Here is a 22,627-nt window from a genome sequence, read left to right on the forward strand (position 1 = left end):
GGCCCCGCTGCTGTCGCCTGTCGCCGCGCGCCGCTACTTGCCGCGGAGCAGGCTGTTGATCTCGATGGTCTGCGTGCGGCCGGGGCCGACGCCGATCGCCGAGATCGGGGCGCCGGACATGTCCTCCAGCGCCTTGACGTACCGCTGCGCGTTCTTCGGCAGGTCGTCGAAGGTTTGCGCGCCGGTGATGTCCTCGGTCCAGCCGGGGAACTTCTCGTAGATCGGCTTCGCGTGGTGGAAGTCGGTCTGCGACATCGGCAGTTCGTCGTGCCGCACGCCGTCGATGTCGTACGCGACGCACACCGGGATCTCCTCCCAGCCGGTCAACACGTCCAGCTTCGTGAGGAAGAAGTCCGTGAGGCCGTTGACCCGCGTCGCGTAGCGCGCGATCACCGCGTCGAACCAGCCGCAGCGACGGTCGCGACCGGTGGTCACCCCGCGCTCGTGGCCGATCCGGCGGAGCGCCTCGCCGTCCTCGTCGAACAGCTCGGTCGGGAACGGTCCGGCACCCACACGCGTGGTGTACGCCTTGAGGATGCCGATCACGCCGGTGATCTTGGTCGGGCCGATGCCCGAACCGGCGCACGCGCCGCCCGCCGTCGGGTTGGACGACGTCACGAACGGATACGTCCCGTGGTCCACGTCCAGCAGCGTGCCCTGGCCGCCTTCGAGCAGGACGACCTTGCCCTGGTCGAGGGCCCGGTTCAGGAGCAGCGTGGTGTCGGCCACATACGGCTTGAGCTGCTCGGCGTAGCCGAGGTACTCCTCGACCACCGCCTCGACCGCGAGCTCGCGCCGGTTGTACATCTTGACGAGCATCTGGTTCTTGTCCGAGAGCGCGCTCTCGACCTTCTGGGTCAGGATCCCCGGGTCGAAGAGGTCCTGGACGCGAATCCCGACACGGTTGATCTTGTCGGCGTAGGCCGGGCCGATGCCGCGCCCGGTCGTGCCGATCTTGCGCTTGCCGAGGAACCGTTCCGTCACCTTGTCGAGCGTGCGGTGGTACGGCGTGATCAGGTGCGCGTTGCCCGAAATGACGAGCTTCGAGGTATCGATGCCGCGTTCGACCAGCGTGCCGATCTCGTGGAGCAGCACCCCCGGGTCGACGACGACACCGTTACCGATGACGGGCGTGCACTCGGGCGTGAGGATGCCGGAGGGCAAAAGGTGGAGGGCGTACTTCTGATCGCCGATGACAACGGTATGGCCGGCATTGTTGCCGCCCTGGTACCGGACCACGTAGTCGACGGATCCGCCGAGCAGGTCGGTAGCCTTCCCCTTGCCCTCGTCTCCCCATTGGGCGCCGACGAGTACGAGTGCGGGCATGAGGCGTACACCCCTTCCAGGCGGGGCATGTTTGACAACGGGAGCCCCGGACGGTCCAAGCCCCTTGACGCGGTGCGCGGCAAGGGGCTCTTGCGGGGAGAGGTTACCTGAGGAAGGACGACCGGTGTCGGCCGAGCGCTCGCTGCTCGTGATCACGGACCCTGCGGCTCGCTCGGCGGACGGCGAATCCGTCCGGGTCGCGCTCGATGTTCTGCGGGCTTGCGCCCCCAGCAAGATCGTCATTCCCACGGACACGGCAGACCTGCAACGCGCGCTCGCGCGGCGGGGTCGTCGGCGTGTCGTGGTGATCGGCACGGACGCCGGCGTCCATGCCGTGGCCCGCGCGCTGGATCGACAGGGCGAGCTCGGGGACACCCCCCTCGGGATCGTCCCGGTGGACACCGGAAGCGGGCACGGGCTGGCCGAGGCGCTCGGGCTGCCGGCCGAGCCGGCGAAGGCCGCACGCGTTGCCCTGGGCGAGAACGAACGTTCCTTCGACCTGATGTCGGACGACCTGGGCGGGCTCGCACTGCGGTCGGTGCGGATCGGCCACGGCGTGCGATCGGTGCGCGCGGCGACCGTCGCGGCGGCGTCCGGGCGCGGGTGGCGCGGCCTGGTCGACCTCGCTGCGCGCACGGTCTCGACGACCGTCGGGGCCGCGGTCGGACCGTCGGGGCATCGGCTGCGGATCGAGGCGGACGGCTGTGTCGTGGCCGACATGGATCGGCCGGTGTTGTCCGTGCATCTGGGCTGCGACGGCTCGGCGGCGGCGCGCGTGAAGATGACGGAAGTCACGTCGAACGGGGCGAGTGCGAATGGGGCCGGGACGGCCAGCGTGTTGATCACCGGGCATCCCGGGGCGGCCCGGTTCGGGCTGGGTGGGGTGCCGCAGCCGGCTTCGGGGCGGGATGCGCATGTGCGGTTGCGGGCGCATTCGATCACCGTGTGCGGGCGGGATTTCACCTATGCGGCGGATGGCATGGCCACCGGGCCGGTGCGGCTTCGTACCTGGACGGTGCGGCCGACGGGGTGGCGGTTGTTCGTGCCGGCGTAGGGCTGCGGTTCGATGTGGGCGGGCCTGGGTGGCCTCAAACGCCGGCCGGGCTGAGTCAGGCCCGGCCGGCGTTCGAGGGCACGCCGACCGCCAGGCGAGGTTGTGGAGGGCTGGGGTCAGCCTTCGAGGGCGTTGGCGCCGGTGGGGCTGCTGTCACGGAGGAAGATGGTGCAGCGGGAGTACTCCTCCTCCTCGCCGATCGCGCCCGCGGCACGCGCGAGGGCGTGCAGGGAGCGCAGGAAGCCGCGGTTCGGCTCGTGCTCCCACGGCACGGGGCCGTGGCCGCGCCAGCCCGCGCGCCGCAGCGCGTCGAGGCCGCGGTGGTAGCCGACGCGGGCGTACGCGTACGACTCGATCACGCTGCCCTTGGTGAACGCGGCGTCGGCGAGCTCGGCCCACGCGAGCGAGAACGTCGGGAACTTCGCGGCGACCTCCGCCGGGTCCACGCCGTCGACGAGCAGCGCCAGGGGCTCGGATTCCTCGGGCAGGTAGGTGGGGTCGGGTCCGCCGAAAAGATTCTGATCGATGTTCATGGCCCCATGATTGCCCATCACGACGCGGGGCCCACGACCTCGTGGTCGCGGGCCCCGGATCGAGTCGGTACTACTTCAGCCGGGTGCCCGCGGAGCGCAGGTCCTGGCACGCCACGACGACCCGCTCGGCCATCCCGGTCTCAGCGGCCTTGCCGTACGAACGCGGGTCGTACAGCTTCTTGTTGCCGACCTCGCCGTCGATCTTGAGCACGCCGTCGTAGTTGCGCAGCACGTGGTCGACCACGGGACGGGTGAACGCGTACTGGGTGTCGGTGTCGACGTTCATCTTGACCACGCCGTAGTCGAGGGCCTCGCGGATCTCCTCGAGCAGCGAGCCGGAGCCGCCGTGGAAGACCAGGTCGAACGGCTTCTCGCGGCCGTGCTTCGCGGTGACCGCGTCCTGGATGTCCTTGAGGATGCTCGGCCGCAGCTTGACGTTGCCCGGCTTGTACACGCCGTGCACGTTGCCGAAGGTCGCGGCCAGCATGTAGCGGCCCTTCTCGCCCAGGCCGATCGCCTCGACGGTCGCCAGCGCGTCCTCCGGCGTCGTGTAGAGCTTGTCGTTGATCTCGTTGTCGACGCCGTCCTCCTCGCCGCCCACGACGCCGATCTCCAGCTCCATGACGATCCGCGCGGCGGCGCACTTGGCGATCAGCTCACGGGCGATCTCGAGGTTCTCGTCCAGCGGTACGGCCGAACCGTCCCACATGTGCGACTGGAACAGCGGGTCCTGGCCCTTGGCGACGCGCGCCGCGGAGATGTCGATGAGCGGGCGCATGAACCCGTCGAGCTTGTCCTTGGGACAGTGGTCGGTGTGCAGGGCGATGTTCACCGAGTACTTCTCGGCGACGACCTTCGCGTACTCCGCGAACGCGACCGAGCCGACGACCATGTCCTTGACGGTGGTGCCGGACAGGAACTCCGCGCCGCCCGTGGACACCTGGACGATGCCGTCGCTCTCCGCCTCGGCGAAGCCGCGCAGCGCGGCGTTCAGGGTCTGGGACGAGGTCACGTTGATCGCCGGGTAGGCGAATCGACCGGCCTTCGCCCGGTCGAGCATCTCGGCGTAGACCTCGGGAGTTGCGATGGGCATGCGTCTGCTCCTCGTTGCTCAAGCCAAGCGGTGATATGAGGGTTTCGGACACGGATGGCCGTATCCCCGCTTGCCGCCCATCCTCGCAGACCAGGTCGGACGGCACAGCATCCCGGGCACCTCGTTCGGAGGACGACCATCAGGGCCTGACGCACCGTCAGATGATTTCGGAAAGATTGTTTCGAGCACGCGCAACCCCCTCGACCCCTGGGCGTCGTACAGGTTGAGAGCACGGACCACGGCCACCCGCGCCGGACGGACCGCCTCGTTCACCCGCTCCACTTCTTTCGACTCACCGCACGTTGCCCAGGGGAGAGCTCTGCCATGCGCAAGCCCGTTATGAACATATTCGCGAAGAAGGCCGCCACCGTCGCGTCCGCGGCCCTGCTCATCGGAGTCGGCCTGCCGCTGGCGCCCGGCATGGCGGGGGCGGCCTACGCCTGCGCGGGTCCCGATCCCGTCCCGCCGGCGCCCGCACGCCCGTCGGTCGCATCCGCCGCACCGACCACGCCCGGCGGCAAGGGGGGCACCGGCAAGGCGAGTTCGGCCACCACCGGGTCGACGAAGGTCGGCTCGGGCGAGCCGTCCCCGACGAGCGACAAGGTCGACTGGTCGAAGGTGACCCTCACCATCGGCGGCGTGCCGGGCACGGTCGCGCGGGACCGGGAGGTGCACGCCCGGGTCACCGTCGTCAACGGCTCCGGGAAGCAGCTGGGCCGAATCCCCATCGCCCTGTCGTTCTTCCTGGACGGGGACATGAACCCGCCGCAGGGGAGCACCGGAAGGTGGGCGGCCCAGCCCTCGGATGTGAGCGTGCGCTACTCGTACCCGGGCAACGGAGGGGCGGTACCGCTCAAGCGCCAGTGCCAGGGGATCCTGGGCGGCCGGTTCACGCTCGCCGGCCGCGGCGCGCCGGGCACGCGCACGACCGTCGACGTCGTGTTCACGGTGAAGTCCTCGGCCCCCGCGAAGGCCGTGGACAGCTTCCTCGACGCGAGGATCGACATCAAGGGATCGGGCCACGACGGGCCCAAGTACTTCGTCGTCGCCGACGCCGAGGCCCCGCCTCCCGCCAAGCCCGCGACCACCACCAAGGCCCCGCCCGCGAATGTCGCCGCCGAAACGCCCGCCGCGACGCCCGCCGCGCAGCCCCCGCGGACCGAGCAGCCCACCCTGGCCGTGACCGGCGGCCCGGCGGCCCTGCCGCTGTCGCTCGCCGGCGGCGCGCTGGTCCTCCTCGGTGGCGCCGCGCTGGTGGCCGCGAGGGTCCGCCGCGAAGGCAACCGACCGTAGCCCCAAAAGGATTCGGCACGCGAACAACCATCGCGTGCCTCGCACGTCTCAGAAGTAGGACCGCACCGGGGTGAGGGCGATCCGATGACATCAAGGGGGGCGGCAGCGCCGTGGCACTGCTGAGCATGCCGGCATTCGGAGACGACCGGCCGGCGGGCGCGAACACCGAGGCGGTGAAACCGCGCCGTTCACGCTTTCGCGTGCTGCGCGGCGGGGACGACAACCCCCCGAAGCGCCCGACGCTGACCGAGCTGTACCACGCGCAGCGATTGGGCATGGTTCGGCTGTCGATCCTGCTCGTCGACGACCTCGGTACCGCGGAGGACGTCGTCCAGGACGCGTTCGCGGCCCTCTACTCCAATTTCGGCGAGAACCTCGACGATGTCGACAACGCCATGGCCTATCTGCGCACGTCGGTCGTCAACCTCTCCCGATCGGTCCTGCGCCGCCGGCGTACGGCCCGCGCCTACGTTCCCCCGCACGAACCCGACGCCTCCTCCCCCGAGGAGGCCGCGGTGCTCTCCGATGAGCACATGCGGGTCCTCGCCGCGCTCAAGCGGCTGGCGCCGCGCCAGCGTGAGGTTCTGGTCCTGCGCTACTGGTCCGAGCTGTCGGAGACGCAGATGGCCGACGTGCTCGGGCTCTCCCGCGGCACGATCAAGTCGACCGCCAGCCGTGCCCTCGACGCCCTCGAAAAGATCATGAAGGACGAACAGCCGTGACCGAACGCGATACGCAGAACGCGCCGCTCGAGGAACTGCTGCGCGCTGCCATGGCCGCTCGGGCCGAGCAGGTGACCGTCGGGGCCTTGCGCCCCGCCGATCCGGTATCCGCTCGCGGTGTGAACGGCCGCAGCAGGTGGATGACCGTCGCCGTCCCGCTGTCCGTGATGGCGACGGTCGCCGCGACGTTCGCCGCGGTGTCCCTGATGGGGGCGCCCGACACGAACAGGAGCACACCGCTCCAGTCGCAGACCCCCGTCCCGCTGCCGACCGGGATCGTGCCGACGACGACCACGCCGACGCCGGACATCGTGCCGCCGGGCGAGGCGTCGTCCGGACCGACGGAGTCGAGCGCGTCGTCGACGAGCCGTCCGCCGTCGACGAATCCGGCAGGCGGCGCAGCGAGTTCGACCAAGCCCAAGTCCTCCGACGTGTCGGCGGTGAAGTTCACCAAGCAGTCGTCCTGGAAGGTGGTTCGTGCGAACGCCATGAAAGAGTGCGTCGTCGCCAAGGCGGACTTCGCCGGGGACTGTACGGGCTACGGTGTCGTCGCGGTCAGGGTCAAGCCCGTCCCGGACTCGGCCGGAACGTGGCCCAACGCGGAGCACATCGACAGCGACTCCGACGGCCTCAACCAGCTGACGTGCATGCGCGACGGCAAGCTCGTCATCGAGCTCCCCCCGGACCAAAGGGCCGTGACCAAACTGACCGCCAAGTCCACCGTCACGGTCGCGGGGCACGCCGCGAAGTACCGCTCCTGGGCCGCCACCTGCGAAGGCATCGGGTCCTACACGATCCGGTTGTGGTACCTGACCGAACAGGGCGTGTACGTCACCGCGATCGGGCTCCCGGCCGACGACACCATCGCCGACCGGGTGGTCGCGACCATGGACCTCTCCGGCTTCAAGCCCCTCCCGGACTGACGTCGGGTCAGTGGCCCTCTGCGACCTTTTGCGCCGCCTTTCTCGCCGCGACCAGGATCGGGTCCCACACCGGCGAGAAGGGCGGCGCGTAGCCGAGGTCCAGGGCGGTCATCTCCTCGACCGTCATCCGGTGGGTGAGGGCGACGGCCGCGGTGTCGATCCGCTTCGCGGCGCCGTCGCGGCCGACGATCTGGACACCCAGGAGTCGGCCGGTGCTCCGCTCCGCGATCATCTTGACCTTCATCGAGCGGGCGCCCGGGTAGTAGCCGGCCCGGCCGGTGGACTCGATCGTCGCGGTGGTGAACTCGTAGCCGGCCGCGGCGGCGTCCTTCTCGCGCAGGCCGGTGCGGCCGATCTCCAGGTCGCAGACCTTGCTGACGGCGGTGCCGACGACCCCCGGGAAGGTCGCGTAGTCGCCGCCGATGTTGGTGCCGATCACCCGGCCGTGCTTGTTCGCGTGGGTGCCGAGGGCGACGTGCCGGCGGCGCCCGGAGACCAGGTCGAGCACCTCGACACAGTCGCCACCCGCCCAGACCCCGTCGGGCGTGACCCGCATCCGCAGATCGGTGACCAGGCCGCCGCTGTCGCCGAGCGGCAGGCCCGCCGCGCGGGCGAGTGCGGTGTTGGGGCGGACCCCCAGGCCGAGGACCACTATGTCGGCGGGAAAGCGCCCGTCGGCGGTCAGCACGGCGCTCGCGCGACCGTCGACCACCTCGATCGCCACCACCTCGGTCTCGGTCACCACGTCGATGCCCAGGCCCTCCATGGCCTCGTGCACGAGCGCGCCCATGTCCGGGTCGAGCGTGGACATCGGCTGCGCGGACCGGTCTACGACCGTGACCTCCAAGCCCTTGCGGACCATCGCCTCGGCCATCTCGATGCCGATGTAGCCGCCGCCGATGACGACCGCCTTGCGATGCCGGGGGGCCAGCCAGTCGAGCAGCTCGCGGGCGTCGTCCAGGGTCTGCACGCCGTACACGCCGGGCGCGTCGATCCCGGGCAGCGGCGGCCGGATCGGCACCGCGCCGGTCGCGATCACCAGCTGGTCGAAGCCGACCCGGTCGGCCCGCCCGGTCGCCAGGTCGCGGATCGCGATCTCGCGCCGGTCGAGGTCGATGCCCTCGGCCTCGGTCCCCATCCGCAGGTCGATCCCGCGCTTGCGGTGCTCCTCCGGGCTGCGCGCGATCAGCGCGTCTGGCCCGTCGACATCGCCGGACACCAGGTACGGGATCCCACACGCCGAGTACGACGAGTACCGGCCGCGCTCGACCACCACGATCTCCAGGTCGTCCTCGCCCCGACGCCGCCGGGCCTGGGAGGCCGCGCTCATTCCGGCGGCGTCCCCGCCGATCACAACCAGTCGCTCGTTCCCCACGGACTGCCCCTGACTCTGTGTGCGTACGTGTGCCTGCGTGTGCGTGCGTGTGTGCCCGCCGGCGCCGGAACGGCCCGGCCGCGAGCGCCTCCGGAAACACCGACAACGTCCCGACCTCGTAATGATGCGGGCCGCTGGGAGGGGACGGGGTGACACGGTGCGCCTCGCGCGCACTACCCTCCAGAGGTGGAATTCCAAGCTGTCAACGTCCTCGACGCGACGTCCCTCATCTCGACGTTCGGGCTCATCGGCATCCTCGCCATCATCTTCGCGGAGACCGGGCTGCTGGTCGGGTTCTTCTTCCCCGGCGACTCGATGCTCTTCCTGGCCGGTGTCGCCGCGTCCTCGTCGGCGGAGGAGATCGTCGGCACGTCCATCTCGCTGCCCTGGCTGCTGATCGGCGCACCGCTGTGCGCGATCGCCGGTGCCCAGCTCGGTCACTTCCTGGGGGCCAGGTTCGGCACGAAGATGTTCAGCAAACCGGACTCCAAGCTCTTCAAGGCCGAGTACGTCACCAAGGCCGAGCAGTACTTCGAGAAGTTCGGTCCGGCGAAGGCGGTCGTGCTCGCCCGGTTCATCCCGATCGTCCGCACGTTCCTGAACCCGGTCGCCGGCGTCCTGGAGATGCCGGCGCGCACGTTCTTCCTCTGGAACGTCGTCGGCGGTCTGCTGTGGACCGACGTGATCATCCTGCTCGGCTACAAGCTGGGCGACAGCATCGGCGGAAGCATCGACAAGTACCTGCTGCCCGGGGTGTTCGTCATCGTGCTGATCTCGCTGCTGCCGATCATCATCGAGGTCGTCCGCAGCAAGCGCGAGGCGAAGCGGGAAGCCACGTCCGGTCACTGAGCCGACACGATCCGAGACGAAGCGGCGGCGCGCCCGAGGCGCGTCGCCGCTTTTTCGTGGTCGGAATCGAACCGGAATCGAATCGGATCGGAAAGCCGTACAACCTTTTATCGACGCCGTGCGTCATACCGCTATTCGCCGACACGAAAAACACCCTGTCCCCGGACGGGGACCGAGGACAGGGTGACCTATCGGCCGCTTCGACGGCGGCTATCGGCCGTTCGGCCGAGGGTGCCGCCGGGCCGGACGGGGAACCGACCCGGCGGCTCGAGGGGAATGAGATGTGATGCCACGCCTCGCACGGCACACGGCTCCGCTCGGCCGAACGGCACACAGCGGCGGGCGCGCGAGATCGCGTGCATACGAATTCATACTTCCCCCCCGGGAAGTTCGGTCGGTACAAGGTACCGGCGCAGGAACTGCAAAGACCATATCCGAGACCGCGAAAAAAGCAACGGCCGTTCCGGTGAATGCGCAAGGCATCACAGGCACGGCCGTCGACTCGATACGTATGGGTAACTTAATTCAGGTCGAGGTCTTCCAGTGTGTAAGCGACCCGGTACTCCAGGCCCGCTTCCGCAATCGTCGCGGCGGCTCCGCGCTCGACGATCACCGCGACCGCGACGACCTCCGCGCCGGCCTCGCGCAACGCCTCGACGGCGGTGAGCACCGAGCCACCCGTCGTGGAGGTGTCCTCGACGGCCAGCACCCGACGGCCCTTGACGTCCGGACCCTCGATGCGCCGCTGGAGGCCGTGCGCCTTGCCCGCCTTGCGGACCACGAACGCGTCGAGCTTGCGCCCCTGCGCGGCGGCCGCGTGCAGCATCGCCGCGGCGACCGGGTCGGCGCCCAGGGTCAGCCCGCCCACGGCGTCGTACTCCAGGTCCGCGGTGAGTTCCAGCATGACCCGGCCGACCAGCGGCGCGGCCTCGCTGTCCAGCGTGATCCGGCGCAGGTCGACGTAGTAGTCGGCCTCCCTGCCGGACGAGAGGACGACCCGGCCGTGCACGACGGCCTTGGTCTTGATCTGGTCGAGAAGCGCATCACGGTCGGAACTCATGACAAGTGAGCCTAACCGGCACGACGGCGTCGGACGCGCACCAGGCGCCACACGACCAGCGCGCCGAGAACCGGGACGAACACGCGCAGCGCGCGGCGAGCGGTTCGGCCGGTGCCGCGACCGACCTCGGACCACAGATCCGACTCCGAGCCGGGCTTCGGATCGGGGACCAGAACCGGGCGTACGGGTATGCGCGGCCGGGGTGTCGCGAACGGATCCGAGATCGCCACGACCGGCTCGAACGGGGTGTCCGGCACGGGGGCCAACTCGTCGGTCAGCGCCGCCGCGAACAGGTCGGCGGCCCGCGCGAACGCGCCGTCCAGGCGCGCCGAGCCGAACTCGGAGGTGCGGCCCTCGCCCTCGACCCGCAGCGTGGCGTCGATGACGATCCGGGTCTCGCCGGTGTCGTACTCGGCCGCGTCACCGGCACGTTGGTCGTACAACCGCACCGTGAGTTCGGCGCCGACCCGCGCCGAGCCGCGCACCTCGTCCCCGTCCACCAGCGCGGTCAGCGTGAGCGGGAGATCCGCGTCACGCAGCCGCAGCGTGCCGCGGTAGGTGACGGTGTTGGTGCCCACCCGCAACTTCCAACGGCCGGTCAGTTCGGGCCCGTCGGCGCCGGCCCGGGCCGGCTCGTCGAGCAGCAGGCCGGGGATGCACTGGGCGAGGCGCTCGGCGTCGTGGAAGGTGTCCCATATCGATTGGACCGGGATCGGTACGACGACTTCGTACTGCATCCGCTCTCCGTTTCGCACATCTCGCGGCAGTCGACGGCGCGACTGCCGGCGGCGTGACCGGTCGGCGGGGCCGGCCGGAATGTACCCGCCCACCCCATCACACTCTGCGGTGTCGACCGGTCGGCGCCTCGGGGTCGATCACACCCGGTTTCGCGTCGGGGTCCGGTGGCGGGATCGGCGGCCCCGCGGGCAACCGCAGCCGGCGCGCCCGGGGATACGCGACGGGGGCCACGATCGCGCCGAAGAGCACGACCGCGCCGGCCAGCGAGACGCCCGCGCCGATCGGTCCGGTGCCGAGCGCGTGCGCGCACCACCGCGCGAGCAGCCACGAGCCGGCCGCCGCGCCGGCGGACACGATGCCCAGCCCGACGTGGACGCGGAGCACCCGCTTGGTGTCCAGGCCGCGCAACCGGCGGCGCAGCACGGCGGCGAGCCACAGCAGGCCGACCACCTGCGCGGCGCTGTATCCGGCGGCCATCCCGGTAACCGCCCACTCGGTCGGCAAAGTCCCGTAGGCGAGGAGCGCGAACAGCGCGCCGACCAGCGTCATCGCCACGTTGGCCCAAAACGGCGTGCGGGCGTCCTGCACCGCGTACAGCCCGCGCTGGATCACGTACTGCGCCGAGAACGCGATCAGGCCCGGCGCGAACGCCGTCAGCATGAGTCCCATCGCGCGGGTGTCCGCCTCGGTCGTGATGCCGTGCTGGAACACCACGGCCGTCACCTGCGGGGCGAGCGCGAGGAAGAAGAACGAGACCGGCACGATCACGAGCGCGTTCAGCCGAAGCCCGCGCGAGATCAGGTCGCGCACGACCGGGTGCCGCCCGTCCGCCGCGGCCCGGCTGATCCGGGGCATCAGCATCGTCGCGATCGACACGGTCACCACGCCGTGCGGGACGATCCACAACAACTGCGCGTTGGCGTAGGCGGTATAGCCCACGCCGTGCCCGAGCCCGGACCGCACCGCCCGGTCCGAGACCTCGACCGCGAGTCGGGTCACCAGCCAGTAGCCCACCTGCGAGACGCCGACCAGGGCGACCGCCCAGCCGGCCATCCGCAGCGGCGCGCCGAGCCCGTGGCCGCGCCAGTCGAAGCGCGGCCGCCAGCGCACACCGGCCGCGCGCAGATACGGCACGAGCGCGCACGCCTGCACCGCGATCCCCAGCGTCGTGCCGAGCCCGAGCAGCCGCACCTGCGCGGGCGTGATGCCGTGCGCGTCCCGGACGTCGCGCGCGACCAGCAGGAACGACCCGAAGACCGCGATCACCACGACGTTGTTGAGGATCGGCGTCCAGGCCATCGGCCCGAACCGGCCGCGCGCGTTGAGCACTTCGCCGACGAGCGCGAACACGCCGTAGAAGAGGATCTGCGGTAGGCACATCCGCGCGAGCGCGATGGTCAACTCGCGCTGCGCGCCGTCGTAGTCGGCGTAGGCGGAGACGATCGCGGGTGCCGCGAGCACGCCCGCGACGGTCAGCGCGAGCAGCAGGCAGCCGACCGCGGTGAGCAGCCGGTCGGTGTACCCGGCCCCGCCGTCGGCGTCGCGGCGGGCCGCGCGCACGAGTTGGGGCACCAGGACCGAGTTGAGCGCGCCGCCGATCAGCAGGATGTACAGGATGTTCGGCACCGTGTTGGCGACGTTGTAGCCGTCGGCGAACAGGCCCGTGCCGAGCGCCGCGACCACCATCGCGCTGCGCGCGAATCCGGTCAGTCGCGAGACCACCGAGCCGAGCGCGAGGTTCGCGCCGCCCCGGAGCACCGATCCGCGCCCGGCGCCGACGCCGCCGGTCCCGCGTCGCGCGGGTGCGAGCGCGCCCGTCGGCTCGGTCGCGCGCGCGGCGGGACCGGCGGCGTGGTCCTCGCCGCGCGCGTGCCGGCCGCGCGGCGGAGCCGAGACGACATGGCTCACAAACGACTCCAATCCGGTCTCGATCGGGGTCCGAGACATGCTCCCCCGTTGTCTGAGTCCTCGTCGGGCCACTTTCGTTGCATCCGAATTTCTTGGTGACAAAACCTTTCCTCCACGGGCTCTTAAAGGGGTGCGGGGCTACCCGCACCCCTGCCACCCCCGAGGAGACGTCCGTGGTCACGCTGCTCTCGGCGCCCGCGCGCTCGACCACCCCCGCCACCGGCTCGCCCGCCGTGGTCCCCGACACCACGCTCCGGGTCGCCCGGCTGACCCCCGAGGCGCACCTCGCGCACCTCGACGGGCGCGGCGACGCGGGATTCCTGCAATACCCGTCGTGGGCCGTGGTCAAGGAGGGCTGGCGCAGCGAGGGGATCGGCTGGTTCGACGCGAGCGGTGCCGTCGTCGGGTCGGCGCTCGTGCTCTACCGCAAGATGCCCAAGGTGCCCTACTGGTTCGCGTACCTGCCCGAGGGGCCGGTGATCGACTGGACCGACCCGAACCCCGAGCGGTGGCTCGCGCCGCTGATCGAGCACATGCGCGCGCGCCACGTGTTCACGGTCCGGATGGGTCCCCCGCTCGCGCACCGGCGGTGGCGGGCGCAGACCGTCAAGGACGCGGTCAAGCACGGCCTCAAGCACCTGGACCGGGTCACCCCGGACGAGATCGACCCGCTCGGTGCCACCGTCGCGCTGCGGCTCGGCGACATGGGGTGGCGCGCCTCCGGGGACGGCGCGGACGCGCAGCCGCGGTACACCTTCGAGTTGCCGTTCGAGGGTCGCGCGCTCGACCAGGTCAAGGCGGGCTTCAACCAGGAGTGGAAGCGCGCGATCACCAAGGCCGACAAGTCCGGCGTGGACATCACCGTCGGCGGCTTCGAGGACCTGCCCGCCTTCTTCGAGCTGCTCCAGGTCACCGAGCGCCGCAACGGCTTCCGGCTCGGCCGCGAACTGCCGTACTACGAACGGCAGTACCGGGCGCTCAACGCCGAGGCGGCGGGTCGCATGCGGCTCTACCTCGCGCGCTTCGACGACCGCCTGCTCGCCGCGCACACGCTGATCAGCGCGGGTGCGCGGGTCTGGTACCAGACCGGCGCGTCCACCGACCACGGCCGCGGCGTGCGGCCGAGCCACGCGTTGCAGTGGCGGATGATCCAGGACGTGCACGAGCGCGGGGTCCCGGTCTACGACATGCGCGGGGTGAGCCCGGTGATCGATCCGGACGACCGGCTGTTCGGGGTGCTGCGCTGGAAGCTCGGCACGAACGGGCAGGTCGTGGAGAACATGGGCGAGTGGGAGTACCCGGTGGTCCCCGCGCTGCACAAGGCGTTCCGCGCGTACATGTCGATCCGGTGATCTCGGCCCGTCCGGCGCTTTCCGGTGGTCTCGGCCCGTCCGGTGCGTGAAGACACGTCCTAGCGGGCGTAGTCGGCGATCCGCGGGCGGGCCAGCGTGGACGGCGGCACGTCGACGCGGGACTGGTTCGGGGGGAACCAGGTCGCGAGGGCGAGGCGGTCGGCGGTCAGGAAGGGCACGGCCGCCTGGTCCGGGGCGTCGTCGGCGGCCCGCAGGCCGGGCTCGGGGGCGACGCCGGCGAGCACGTAGCCCCGATCCGCCGGGCCCGGCACGGTGACCCGGTACGGCACCGTGTGCAGGCCCGCGGCGCGCAGGCCCGCGTCCACGCACCAGTACGCGCGGCGCGCGTCCGGCACCGGCGCGTGCACCACGATCCGGCCGGCCGGGCGCAGGACCGCGCGGGTGAGGCCGTAGAACTCCTGCGTGTACAGCCGCGCGGCGGGGCCGGTGGTCGGCGCGGGCAGGTCGGCCACCACCACGTCGAAGCGGTCCCGGGCCGCGCGGACCCAGGCGAAGGCGTCGCCGACCACGACCCGGACCCGCCCGTCGGCGAACGCGTCGCCGGCGAGCGCGCGCAGCGCCGGGTCCACGCGCGCCGGTTCGGTCTCGGCGGCGCGCGCGACCACAACGACCACCTCGCGCACGGCCGCGTACCGCAGCACCTCGCGCAGCGCGAGCCCGTCGCCGCCGCCGAGCACGAGCACCCGCTCGTGTCGCCCGGCCATCGCGGGGTGCACGAGGGCCTGCGCCGACTCGCCGGCGCCGCTCGCCGGGACCCGCCGCTCGCCGTCCACGTACAGCTCGGGGCCCGTGCTCGTGTGGGTGACCACGACGTCGTCCCGCGCGGACACCACGCCGCCGCCGTACAGCGCGTCGCGCGCGGCCCGCTCGAACGCGGGCGTGTACGACCACGTGCCGGCCAGCAGCGCGAGCACCGCGCCCACCGCCGCGTACATCCCGATCCGCACCCGCCCGGACAGGTCGGCGCGGAACAGCCACAGCACGACGAGCGCACCCGCGACGGCGTTCACCACGCCGGTGAGCACGACGGTGCGCAGTTGGCCGAGCCGGGGCAGCAGCAGGAACGGGAACAACAGCCCGCCGATCAGCGCGCCCACATAGTCGGCCGCGAACAGGTCGGCGACCGCGCTGCCGGCCTCCTGCGGGCGGATCCGCTGCACGAGCGTCATCAACAGCGGGATCTCGGCCCCGATCAGCAGCCCGAGCACCGCCGCGACGGCGATCATCGGCCAGCGGTACACGTCGTACCAGGCGAACCCGGCGTACAGCACGGTCACGCACATCCCGCCGCACGCCGCGAGCAGGATCTCCGCCGCGATGAACGCCGCGGCGGCCCGGCGCGCGAGCGGCTTGGCGGCGAGCGCGCCGACGCCCATCGCGAAGACCATGACCGACAGCACGATCGAGGTGGCGACTACGGGGTCTCCGCCGAGGGTGCCGCCGAGCGCCGCGAGCGCGAGTTCGTACACGAGCCCGCAGGCCGCGCACACCAGGACGGCGAGCAACACCACGTACCGCGCGGGCCCCGCGGCGATCGCGGCCGAACTCGCTTGTGGTGCGGGCGCGCGCACCATGGTCGGGTTCACCCACGCACGCTAGGTGGCAACCGGCGACCGATCTCCCGAACGCGCCGACAGTTCACCCGAACCGGCTAACGCCGATCGTCCCCGCCGGACGGACTCGGTCGAGCCCGCCCGGACGTCCGGACGTCCGGACGTCCGGACGTCCGCGAACAGTCGACCGGCGAACCGGTCACGGCACCAGCGCTAGGCGATACAGGCCGACACGATCGCGGCGATCGCGATCTGGGAGGACGCGGTCACCCACACGCACGGGTGCGGTTCGCGTTCGACCACCGTGGCGCCGAGTCGGCCCGGGGTCACGAGGTCGATCACCAGGAAGGCGATGGCCATCAGGATCAGGCCGGAGACGCCGAACAACGCCGTGGAGGCGAGGCCCTTGCCGAACTCGTCATAGGTCGTGGCGATCGCCGTGGTGACGATCATCCCGACGCCCAGCAGCGCGGAGGAGAGCACGAGCGCCGCGTTGCGATTGCGTTCGATCCAGATCTGCCGGCCGAGGTTGCCGGGCGTCAGTACGTCCACGAGCACGAACCCGAGCACCATGAGCACGATGCCCACGCCCCCGTACGCGAACGCGTAGCCGACACCCTCCGCGAGATCCCTGAACATGCCGCCGTGTCCCCCATCGTCGTCGTGTCACCCGATGGGCCGTCATTCTGTCGGATCGTTTCGTCGGATCGTCACATCGCGCGACTTCGAGTACTGACGATTCGACGCTCCTGCGGATACGTGTGCCACGTGGACCACGTCGCACCGGCCCCGGCGCGCTCGACCACCATCGCGGTGACCGCGTACGGCAGGCCCGGATACTCGCCGATCAGCCCGTGCTCGTGCGCGGACGCCAGGGCGACGATCTCGCGCACCCGCGCCACGAAGGCCGTGTCGCCGAACGACTGGGTCAGCGCGGTGAACTCGTACTCCCAGCGCCCGAGCCTGGTGGCTGCCCGGGCGGGCAGCGGCGTGGCGGCCCCCGACACGCACGCGACCGTCTCCGACACGGGCTCCACACCCCCCGGCCCGGCGTCGATCAGCATCTGATGCGACGCGCCCAACAGGCGCAGCTCCAGCTTGAGCCCTCCGAACTCGACGTTGCGCACGGCCAACGCGGGAAGCCGCGGCAGGCCCAGGCACCAACCGAGGCCGTCCGCGCGGGTGTCGCTGTACGTGGTGGTGAGTGTGGCGTGCATTCTCGCGCTCATCTGTCCGGGCAACGGGGAAGACCCACGGGAGGCTCCCGGGGGCGACAATCGGCTGCAAACCAGGGGACTTGACTCACCGTAGGTGCCCGAAGCCACAGCGTCGTCACCCGCGAAGGTGAAAGCCACTGACACAAACGGGTGAAGGGCGCCCTGTGGGGTGCCCTCCCCGGCGCGCGAGGATGGGCCCGCAGAGCCGACCCATCGCGAAGGAGCCGTACGGATGACCCGACCCCTGTTGGCCCGACACCTGGACGGCCTGGGCACGACGATCTTCGCCGAGATGTCCGCGCTCGCGCGCACGACCGGCGCGATCAACCTCGGCCAGGGCTTCCCCGACACCGACGGCCCCGCGGAGGTGATCGAGGTCGCGGTCGCGGCGATGCGCGACGGGGTGAACCAGTATCCGCCGGGCGACGGCATCCCCGATCTGCGCCTGGCCGTGGCCGAGCACCGGCAGCGCTTCTACGGGCAGACCTTCGACCCCGACACCGAGGTGCTCGTCACCACCGGCGCGACCGAGGCGATCGCCGCGTCGCTGCTGGCGCTGCTCGAACCGGGCGACGAGGTGATCGCGCTCGAACCGTTCTACGACTCGTACGCGGCGTGCATCGCGATGGCCGGCGCGCGCCGGGTCGGCGTCACCCTGCGCCCGCCGCACTTTCGTCCCGACCTCGACGAGCTGCGCGCGGCCGTCACCGACCGCACGCGCGTGATCATGCTCAACAGCCCGCACAACCCGACCGGCACCGTGCTCACCCGGGCCGAGCTGGAGGCGGTGGCCGCCGTCGCGATCGAGCACGACCTGATCGTGATCACCGACGAGGTCTACGAGCACCTGGTCTACACGGGCGAGCACATCCCGCTCTCGACCCTGCCCGGGATGCGCGAGCGCACGGTGACGATCTCGTCGGCGGGCAAGACGTTCTCGTTCACCGGCTGGAAGATCGGCTGGGTGTGCGCGCCGAAGGAGCTGATCGCGGCGGTGCGCACGACGAAGCAGTTCCTGACCTACACCTCGGGAGCGCCGTTCCAGCCCGCGATCGCGCACGCGCTGCGGCTGCCGGACACCTACTTCACCGGCCTGCGGGACGACCTGCGGGACAAGCGCGACCTGCTGAGCGGCGGCCTGCGCGCGGCCGGGCTGACCGTGTACGAACCGCAGGGGACGTACTTCACCACCACCGACATCACACCGCTCGGCTACGCCGACGGGCTCGACTTCTGCCGTCGGCTGCCCGAGCTGTGCGGCGTGGTGGCCGTACCGGAGGTGGTGTTCTTCGACGACGCCGCGGTCGGCCTGCCGCTCGTGCGGTTCGCCTTCTGCAAGCGCGTCGAGGTACTGGAGGAGGCCGTGAAGCGGCTGGCCACGCTGGCCTGAGCCGACCACGAACCCCGGCATGCGTGTGGGGGCCGGTTCGGCCCCCACACACGCGTGTACCGCCTACGCCTCGCCGTCCGCCGGCTTGTCCTCGGGGCCGTACTGCTCGGTGATCCAGTTGCCGAACGAGATGCACGTGCTGATCCACGCACGCGTGGTGAACACGAACAGCTCGCGGTTGATGCCGGGCTCGCAGTCGAGCTGGGCCTCGCCGATCAGGCGCAGCTTGCCCTCGTGCTCGTGCGTGTAGACCTTGGGCCAGAAGAACTGGCGGTGCCACTCGTCGAGCAGCTCCAGGATGCGCGGGCGGTCGGCGGGGGCGAACTCACGGTCCAGGAACATCCGGACCGTGAAGATCTCGTGCTTGTCGCCGCGCAGCATGAAGTAGACGCGGAAACCATCCCAGGGCGCGCAGATGTCGCCTTCGTCGTCGGTGAAATGGTTCACCTGAAGCTCGTCGAGGACCTGGTTGATCAGGTCCGCCGACGGCTTGACGACCGGGGCGGCCGGAACGAAGGTCGACCTCGGAAGCGAGGACGGGTCGATGCTCATGAAGGATCCTCTCCAGACGTATCGACGCCATCCTCTCTCATTCGGCCCAGGGCGCGAGGCCGCGACGGCGCACGGTCACCGTCACTCGTACTCGGTGCCGCCCTTGCGGGTGAGATAGGCCCCGGACACGATCTTGCCGATCGCCCGCCCGCCGACGACGTCGCTGCGGCGCTCGCGGGCCGGGCGGACCACGATTCCCTCCCGCAGGTGCGCGGCGGTGCCGGAGACGGTCTCGCGGCCCTCGGCGAGCGCGAGCAGCGCGGCCTCGTCGTAGGGGCCCCGGTACAGCGTGGGCACCACCGGCAGGACCGTGTCGAGCCCGCCCAGCACGTCGGCGAACTCCTCGGCGTCCAGCCACCGCACCGCGCCGCTGTCGTCCGCGAGCACGACGTCGAACGCGGCGTAGCCCGGCAGCTCCGACCGGCCCTGCGCGCCGTACCCCAGGTCCTGTACGCCCTGCCCGAACACCTCGCCGAACACCCCGACCCGCGCCGCGCCGTGGCGCGCGGCCAGCTCGGCGGCGGCCGCCTCGACCCGGTGCGCGAGCACGCTCCGCCAGTACAGGTTCTTCTCGTCGCGGACCAGCCCGAACGACTTCGCCCCGAAGCCCTTCGAGGACACCAGGCTCGCGCCGGTCGCGGCCACGTAGGTGTACAGGCACGCGGTCCCGTGGATCTTCTCGGTCGCCACCACCGGCTCGCCCGGGGTGAACAGCTCCGGGAAGCGCCGCACGTTCTCGATGTCGACCCACGGCAACAGGTCGGCGGCGGCCACGATCTCGCCGCTCATGTGCACGGGGATCGGCGGCACCCACTTGACGATGCCGAGCGTGTCCGCGAAGTCCTTCCCGTCGGCGAGCGCGGCCTCCAGGTCCAGGCCGGCCAGCGCGGCCGGCCGGCACACGATGCCCTGCGAGAGCTCGCCGCGCAGCCGGATCGCCCGGACCCGGTTGCGCGCGCTCCCGGCGAGCCGTCCGGTGAGCCCGAGCTCCTCGATCAGCGGGTCCGGCAGCACCGCCTGCTCCGGGATGTACACGGCGATGTCGCCGGTGGCGTAGGCGCCCTTCGCGACGACGGCCCGGTACAGCCCGACCTGCGCGAGCTCCAGCGCGTCGGCGTTGGGATGTGTGTGGACGACAAGCCGCTCGACGGTGACCCTGAGTGTGGACATGGGTCGACCCCTTCCCCCGTGGACAGGAACCGGGGTGGACTCCCCGACCGCTCCAAGGTCCCAAAGGCTCGGGCCGGGCCGCCAACGGTTTTCGAACGGTCTGGGACAGGATGGGACGCATGCCGAACTTCATCGAGAAGCCGACGGTCGTCGAGGCCGCCGGCAACATCCCCAAGACCATCCGTGAGTACGTCGGCCGGGTCAATTCCGGCGACCAGGCGCTCAGCATCGCGCACATGACCAGCCCGGGCGGCTGGGAGGAGCCGGGCCAGCGTCCGGAGTTCGACGAGTACACGGTCGTCCTGCGCGGCGTGCTGACCGTCGAGTTCGAGGGCGGTGTCCAAGAGGTCGCGGCCGGCCAGGGCATCCACACCGCCGCGGGCGAATGGGTCCGCTACAGCACCAAGGGCGCCGACGGCGCCGACTACATCGCGGTCTGTCTCCCGGGCTTCGCCCCGGACACCGTCCACCGCGACGCGTAGGCGGGCGCGACACGCCGAAGCCGAGCCGCCCGGGAACGTGGGTCGGCTCGGCTTCGGCGTGTCGCGGCGGCGGGACCTGTGCCCGGTCCGCCGTCAGATCTTGGGGGCGATCCCCGGGATGGCCTTCGGGAGGGCCTCCGGGATCCAGTCGTCCGACTTCAGGAACTTCCCGGACGGCTCCACGCCGGTGCCGCCCTTCATCTTCTCGACCTGGATGTAGAAACCGCCCTTGTACGCCTTCACGTAACCGCCGTTGTAGAAGGCGCCGTCCATGCCGAGCGTCTTGCCGTAGTCCTTGAACTGCATGAGCGTCGAGCCGGCGGACGACCTCTTCGCGCTCGCCAGGTCCTTCTCGTAGCGGTCCTTGGTCCACGTCGCGGTGTCCACGCCAAGGATGCGCACGTGGATCTCAAGCGGGTTGATCTGGTCCTTCAGCTCGGGGAGCTCGACGGTGTAGACGCACAAGGTGCTGCGGATGGGCTCGGGACCCTCCGCGATCGAGCTGCGCGCGGTGATCGTGCCGAGGCTGTCGATCTTGCCGGCCTTGGGCACGGCGAGCCGGATCTGCGCCTCGGTGACCAGGTCGCACACGTCGGGCCAGGTGCTCGCGTCCTTGGGGGTCGGGGCGTACTTCTCCCCGTTCTTGGGCGCGGGCGGCGCGGCGGGACGCGTTTCGCCGGCCTTGGGCGCCACGCTCGGGGTGTTCCCGACCGCGTTCGGGTCGAAGCTCTGCAACTGCCGGCCGGATTCGGTGACCAGCGCCGTGGGCGGCTCGTGCTTCTTGCCGTCCGTACCGTTGATCAGCAGCGCCGCGATCACCGTCGTGGCGATACCGCCCGCGAGGACGGCCACCCAGCTGACGATCTGCTTCGTGCGATTGCGACGCGGCGGCTCCGGCGGCGGATATCCCGGCGGGCCGTACTGGCCGGGCGGACCGTACTGCCCCGGAGGGCCGTACTGCCCCGACTGCTGCTGTCCGTAGCCGGGCGGCTGGTAGCCCGGCCCCTGGCCGGAGTATTGGCCGGAGCCCGGGCTGTCGTACTGGCCGGTCATCGAATGCTCCCGTGGTGACGAACCGTCGAAGGACGGCGAATCAGTCGTCCGACATCTTGATGTTGAGGACGCGCACGAGTGCCGGCCCGACCTCCTTGGTCCACGCCTCGGACGGCTTCAGCGCGCCCGTCGTGTCCTTGATCTTGGCGTCGACGTCGAGGATCACGTAGTAGCCGGGCGAGTCCGGCTTCGCACCCTGCTTGAACAGGTGCAGCTTCGTGTTCTGGCGGAAGGAGCTGTTGACGAACAGCTTGTCGGCGAGGTCCTCGTAGCCGCTGTACGGAGCCGCGGCCGCCTTGGCCTTCTCGTACTCGTCCTTGACCGGCCCGGCGTCGCCGAGGGCCTCGATGGTCATGGTGAGCTTGCCGAGACTCGACGGGTTCTCCAGGTTGGGCAGCTTGATCTGCGCCGAGCACGTGTAGTTCTTGGGCAACTTGCCCCTCTGCCCCTGGCGCGGGCCGGTGATGGCGGCACCGGGAACGGCGTTCTGGATCTCCGCGTCGGACAACATCGTGCACGCGTCGGGCCAGGTCTTCGTGTCCCCGGACGCCCGGAACTTGGCGCCGTCGGAGAAAGCCACGCCAGGCGGCGGCGTGTACCCCTCGGGGAACGCCACTCCGTTCTCGGAGACGTACTTCTTGGGCTTCTCGTTGCGCTTGTTGATCTCGTCGACGATGTACGCGCCGGCGACCACCGCCAGCACGCCACCGACCACGGCGCTGATCCAGCCCAGGACGGGCTTGAGCTTGCTGCGCGGCGGGCGCGGCGGCATCGGACCGCCGGGATACGGCTGCTGGTACATGCCGGGCTGCCCGTACGGCTGCTGCTGCTGAGGCGGCCCGCCGTATTGATTCCCCCCCGAGTTCCCGATTCGTACCATCCCCGTACCCCTCCTGATGCCTGTTCGCATGCGCTGTCGCGTCGCGTTGTCGCCGATGTGCCGTACTGCGGGAACCGCGAGGA

22 protein-coding genes are annotated in these 22,627 nt (G+C 71.0%); 8 read left to right on the top strand and 14 right to left on the bottom strand.

Translation table 11 applies throughout. The features are described from left to right. Window positions 1-33: 33 nt before the first annotated feature. Window positions 34-1,326, bottom strand: coding sequence for an adenylosuccinate synthase (locus OG928_RS16135; RefSeq protein WP_406284247.1), 1,293 nt, complete (start codon window positions 1,324-1,326; stop codon window positions 34-36). 124 nt (window positions 1,327-1,450) lie between these two features. On the opposite strand from OG928_RS16135, the gene OG928_RS16140 reads away from it, so the two are divergent. Next, on the top strand, window positions 1,451-2,380 hold the full coding sequence (locus OG928_RS16140) for a diacylglycerol kinase family protein (protein WP_406284248.1): 930 nt from the start codon (window positions 1,451-1,453) through the stop codon (window positions 2,378-2,380). Window positions 2,381-2,496: 116 nt separating this feature from the next. On the opposite strand, the gene OG928_RS16145 is transcribed toward OG928_RS16140, so the two are convergent. Together OG928_RS16145 and fbaA are read right to left on the bottom strand one after the other, a co-directional pair. After that, window positions 2,497-2,913: a DUF3151 domain-containing protein gene (locus OG928_RS16145; protein ID WP_406284250.1), complete on the bottom strand. Its 417-nt coding sequence runs from the start codon at window positions 2,911-2,913 to the stop codon at window positions 2,497-2,499. Window positions 2,914-2,983: 70 nt separating this feature from the next. Further along, on the bottom strand, window positions 2,984-4,006 hold the full coding sequence (fbaA, locus tag OG928_RS16150; RefSeq protein ID WP_406284252.1) for a class II fructose-bisphosphate aldolase: 1,023 nt from the start codon (window positions 4,004-4,006) through the stop codon (window positions 2,984-2,986). Window positions 4,007-4,330: 324 nt separating this feature from the next. Between fbaA and OG928_RS16155 the strand changes: the two genes are divergently transcribed. The 3 genes from OG928_RS16155 (at window position 4,331) to OG928_RS16165 (ending at window position 6,944) form a co-directional block, all read left to right on the top strand. Then, a complete protein-coding gene (locus OG928_RS16155; RefSeq protein WP_406284254.1) occupies window positions 4,331-5,299 on the top strand; it encodes a hypothetical protein in 969 nt (322 codons plus the stop codon). 125 nt (window positions 5,300-5,424) lie between these two features. Further along, window positions 5,425-6,021, top strand: a complete 597-nt coding sequence (locus OG928_RS16160; protein WP_406284255.1) for a SigE family RNA polymerase sigma factor — start codon at window positions 5,425-5,427, stop codon at window positions 6,019-6,021. Beyond that, window positions 6,018-6,944 (top strand): hypothetical protein, encoded by a 927-nt coding sequence (locus tag OG928_RS16165; RefSeq protein ID WP_406284257.1) that lies wholly within the window; start codon window positions 6,018-6,020, stop codon window positions 6,942-6,944. Before OG928_RS16160 ends, OG928_RS16165 begins: the two co-directional genes overlap by 4 nt. A 7-nt stretch (window positions 6,945-6,951) precedes the next feature. Here OG928_RS16165 and OG928_RS16170 read toward each other — a convergent pair whose 3' ends face one another. Beyond that, window positions 6,952-8,274, bottom strand: coding sequence for an FAD-dependent oxidoreductase (locus OG928_RS16170; protein ID WP_406291013.1), 1,323 nt, complete (start codon window positions 8,272-8,274; stop codon window positions 6,952-6,954). Window positions 8,275-8,505: 231 nt separating this feature from the next. Here OG928_RS16170 and OG928_RS16175 point away from each other — a divergent pair, with 231 nt between their 5' ends. Then, window positions 8,506-9,168, top strand: coding sequence for a DedA family protein (locus OG928_RS16175; protein ID WP_406284259.1), 663 nt, complete (start codon window positions 8,506-8,508; stop codon window positions 9,166-9,168). A gap of 520 nt (window positions 9,169-9,688) precedes the next feature. Here OG928_RS16175 and pyrE read toward each other — a convergent pair. From pyrE to murJ, 3 genes are all read right to left on the bottom strand, one after another. Then, on the bottom strand, window positions 9,689-10,228 hold the full coding sequence (gene pyrE / locus OG928_RS16180) for an orotate phosphoribosyltransferase (RefSeq protein WP_406284261.1): 540 nt from the start codon (window positions 10,226-10,228) through the stop codon (window positions 9,689-9,691). A gap of 11 nt (window positions 10,229-10,239) precedes the next feature. Continuing rightward, complete coding sequence (locus tag OG928_RS16185) at window positions 10,240-10,965, bottom strand: CoxG family protein (protein WP_406284263.1); 726 nt, start codon at window positions 10,963-10,965, stop codon at window positions 10,240-10,242. Between the two features lie 97 nt (window positions 10,966-11,062). Beyond that, window positions 11,063-12,874: a murein biosynthesis integral membrane protein MurJ gene (murJ, locus tag OG928_RS16190; RefSeq protein ID WP_406284265.1), complete on the bottom strand. Its 1,812-nt coding sequence runs from the start codon at window positions 12,872-12,874 to the stop codon at window positions 11,063-11,065. Between the two features lie 173 nt (window positions 12,875-13,047). On the opposite strand from murJ, the gene OG928_RS16195 reads away from it, so the two are divergent. After that, window positions 13,048-14,226 (top strand): lipid II:glycine glycyltransferase FemX, encoded by a 1,179-nt coding sequence (locus OG928_RS16195; protein WP_406284267.1) that lies wholly within the window; start codon window positions 13,048-13,050, stop codon window positions 14,224-14,226. 59 nt (window positions 14,227-14,285) lie between these two features. Here the strand turns inward: OG928_RS16195 and OG928_RS16200 are convergent, their stop codons facing one another. The 3 genes from OG928_RS16200 to OG928_RS16210 all read right to left on the bottom strand — a co-directional run bounded on the left by OG928_RS16200 (window position 14,286) and on the right by OG928_RS16210 (window position 17,017). After that, window positions 14,286-15,833: a polyamine aminopropyltransferase gene (locus tag OG928_RS16200; RefSeq protein ID WP_406284269.1), complete on the bottom strand. Its 1,548-nt coding sequence runs from the start codon at window positions 15,831-15,833 to the stop codon at window positions 14,286-14,288. 180 nt (window positions 15,834-16,013) lie between these two features. After that, the gene (locus tag OG928_RS16205) at window positions 16,014-16,439 is read right to left on the bottom strand and encodes a DUF350 domain-containing protein (protein ID WP_406284271.1); all 426 of its coding nucleotides are present in this window, start codon (window positions 16,437-16,439) and stop codon (window positions 16,014-16,016) included. A gap of 71 nt (window positions 16,440-16,510) precedes the next feature. Continuing rightward, window positions 16,511-17,017: a DUF2617 family protein gene (locus OG928_RS16210; protein ID WP_406284272.1), complete on the bottom strand. Its 507-nt coding sequence runs from the start codon at window positions 17,015-17,017 to the stop codon at window positions 16,511-16,513. A 232-nt stretch (window positions 17,018-17,249) separates the two neighbouring features. Here OG928_RS16210 and OG928_RS16215 point away from each other — a divergent pair, with 232 nt between their 5' ends. Continuing rightward, window positions 17,250-18,407, top strand: a complete 1,158-nt coding sequence (locus tag OG928_RS16215) for a pyridoxal phosphate-dependent aminotransferase (RefSeq protein WP_406284273.1) — start codon at window positions 17,250-17,252, stop codon at window positions 18,405-18,407. A 63-nt stretch (window positions 18,408-18,470) separates the two neighbouring features. Here the strand turns inward: OG928_RS16215 and OG928_RS16220 are convergent, their stop codons facing one another. Together OG928_RS16220 and OG928_RS16225 are read right to left on the bottom strand one after the other, a co-directional pair. Then, window positions 18,471-18,959: a YbjN domain-containing protein gene (locus OG928_RS16220; RefSeq protein WP_406284275.1), complete on the bottom strand. Its 489-nt coding sequence runs from the start codon at window positions 18,957-18,959 to the stop codon at window positions 18,471-18,473. A gap of 81 nt (window positions 18,960-19,040) precedes the next feature. Beyond that, window positions 19,041-20,129 carry an RNA ligase (ATP) gene (locus tag OG928_RS16225; protein WP_406284276.1) on the bottom strand — a complete coding sequence of 363 codons (1,089 nt, stop codon included), beginning with the start codon at window positions 20,127-20,129 and terminating at the stop codon, window positions 19,041-19,043. A gap of 119 nt (window positions 20,130-20,248) precedes the next feature. Between OG928_RS16225 and OG928_RS16230 the strand changes: the two genes are divergently transcribed. Further along, the gene (locus tag OG928_RS16230; protein ID WP_406284278.1) at window positions 20,249-20,611 is read left to right on the top strand and encodes a cupin domain-containing protein; all 363 of its coding nucleotides are present in this window, start codon (window positions 20,249-20,251) and stop codon (window positions 20,609-20,611) included. Between the two features lie 93 nt (window positions 20,612-20,704). Here OG928_RS16230 and OG928_RS16235 read toward each other — a convergent pair whose 3' ends face one another. Further along, on the bottom strand, window positions 20,705-21,664 hold the full coding sequence (locus OG928_RS16235; RefSeq protein ID WP_406284280.1) for a hypothetical protein: 960 nt from the start codon (window positions 21,662-21,664) through the stop codon (window positions 20,705-20,707). A 40-nt stretch (window positions 21,665-21,704) separates the two neighbouring features. Continuing rightward, window positions 21,705-22,544 (bottom strand): hypothetical protein, encoded by an 840-nt coding sequence (locus OG928_RS16240; RefSeq protein ID WP_406284281.1) that lies wholly within the window; start codon window positions 22,542-22,544, stop codon window positions 21,705-21,707. Window positions 22,545-22,627: the final 83 nt, after the last annotated feature.

Origin of the sequence: Embleya sp. NBC_00896, from assembly GCF_045207785.1 — a bacterium.
Classification (GTDB): domain Bacteria; phylum Actinomycetota; class Actinomycetes; order Streptomycetales; family Streptomycetaceae; genus Embleya.

Bases quoted from the DNA above. Each gene is read 5' to 3' on its own strand.
- OG928_RS16135 (WP_406284247.1), bottom strand. From the start codon at position 1,326: ATGCCCGCACTCGTACTCGTCGGCGCCCAATGGGGAGACGAGGGCAAG.
- OG928_RS16145 (WP_406284250.1), bottom strand. From the start codon at position 2,913: ATGAACATCGATCAGAATCTTTTCGGCGGACCCGACCCCACCTACCTG.
- fbaA (WP_406284252.1), bottom strand. From the start codon at position 4,006: ATGCCCATCGCAACTCCCGAGGTCTACGCCGAGATGCTCGACCGGGCG.
- OG928_RS16155 (WP_406284254.1), top strand. From the start codon at position 4,331: ATGCGCAAGCCCGTTATGAACATATTCGCGAAGAAGGCCGCCACCGTC.
- OG928_RS16160 (WP_406284255.1), top strand. From the start codon at position 5,425: ATGCCGGCATTCGGAGACGACCGGCCGGCGGGCGCGAACACCGAGGCG.
- OG928_RS16170 (WP_406291013.1), bottom strand. From the start codon at position 8,274: ATGAGCGCGGCCTCCCAGGCCCGGCGGCGTCGGGGCGAGGACGACCTG.
- pyrE (WP_406284261.1), bottom strand. From the start codon at position 10,228: ATGAGTTCCGACCGTGATGCGCTTCTCGACCAGATCAAGACCAAGGCC.
- OG928_RS16185 (WP_406284263.1), bottom strand. From the start codon at position 10,965: ATGCAGTACGAAGTCGTCGTACCGATCCCGGTCCAATCGATATGGGAC.
- OG928_RS16205 (WP_406284271.1), bottom strand. From the start codon at position 16,439: ATGTTCAGGGATCTCGCGGAGGGTGTCGGCTACGCGTTCGCGTACGGG.
- OG928_RS16210 (WP_406284272.1), bottom strand. From the start codon at position 17,017: ATGCACGCCACACTCACCACCACGTACAGCGACACCCGCGCGGACGGC.
- OG928_RS16215 (WP_406284273.1), top strand. From the start codon at position 17,250: ATGACCCGACCCCTGTTGGCCCGACACCTGGACGGCCTGGGCACGACG.
- OG928_RS16220 (WP_406284275.1), bottom strand. From the start codon at position 18,959: ATGAGCATCGACCCGTCCTCGCTTCCGAGGTCGACCTTCGTTCCGGCC.
- OG928_RS16225 (WP_406284276.1), bottom strand. From the start codon at position 20,129: ATGTCCACACTCAGGGTCACCGTCGAGCGGCTTGTCGTCCACACACAT.
- OG928_RS16230 (WP_406284278.1), top strand. From the start codon at position 20,249: ATGCCGAACTTCATCGAGAAGCCGACGGTCGTCGAGGCCGCCGGCAAC.
- OG928_RS16235 (WP_406284280.1), bottom strand. From the start codon at position 21,664: ATGACCGGCCAGTACGACAGCCCGGGCTCCGGCCAATACTCCGGCCAG.
- OG928_RS16240 (WP_406284281.1), bottom strand. From the start codon at position 22,544: ATGGTACGAATCGGGAACTCGGGGGGGAATCAATACGGCGGGCCGCCT.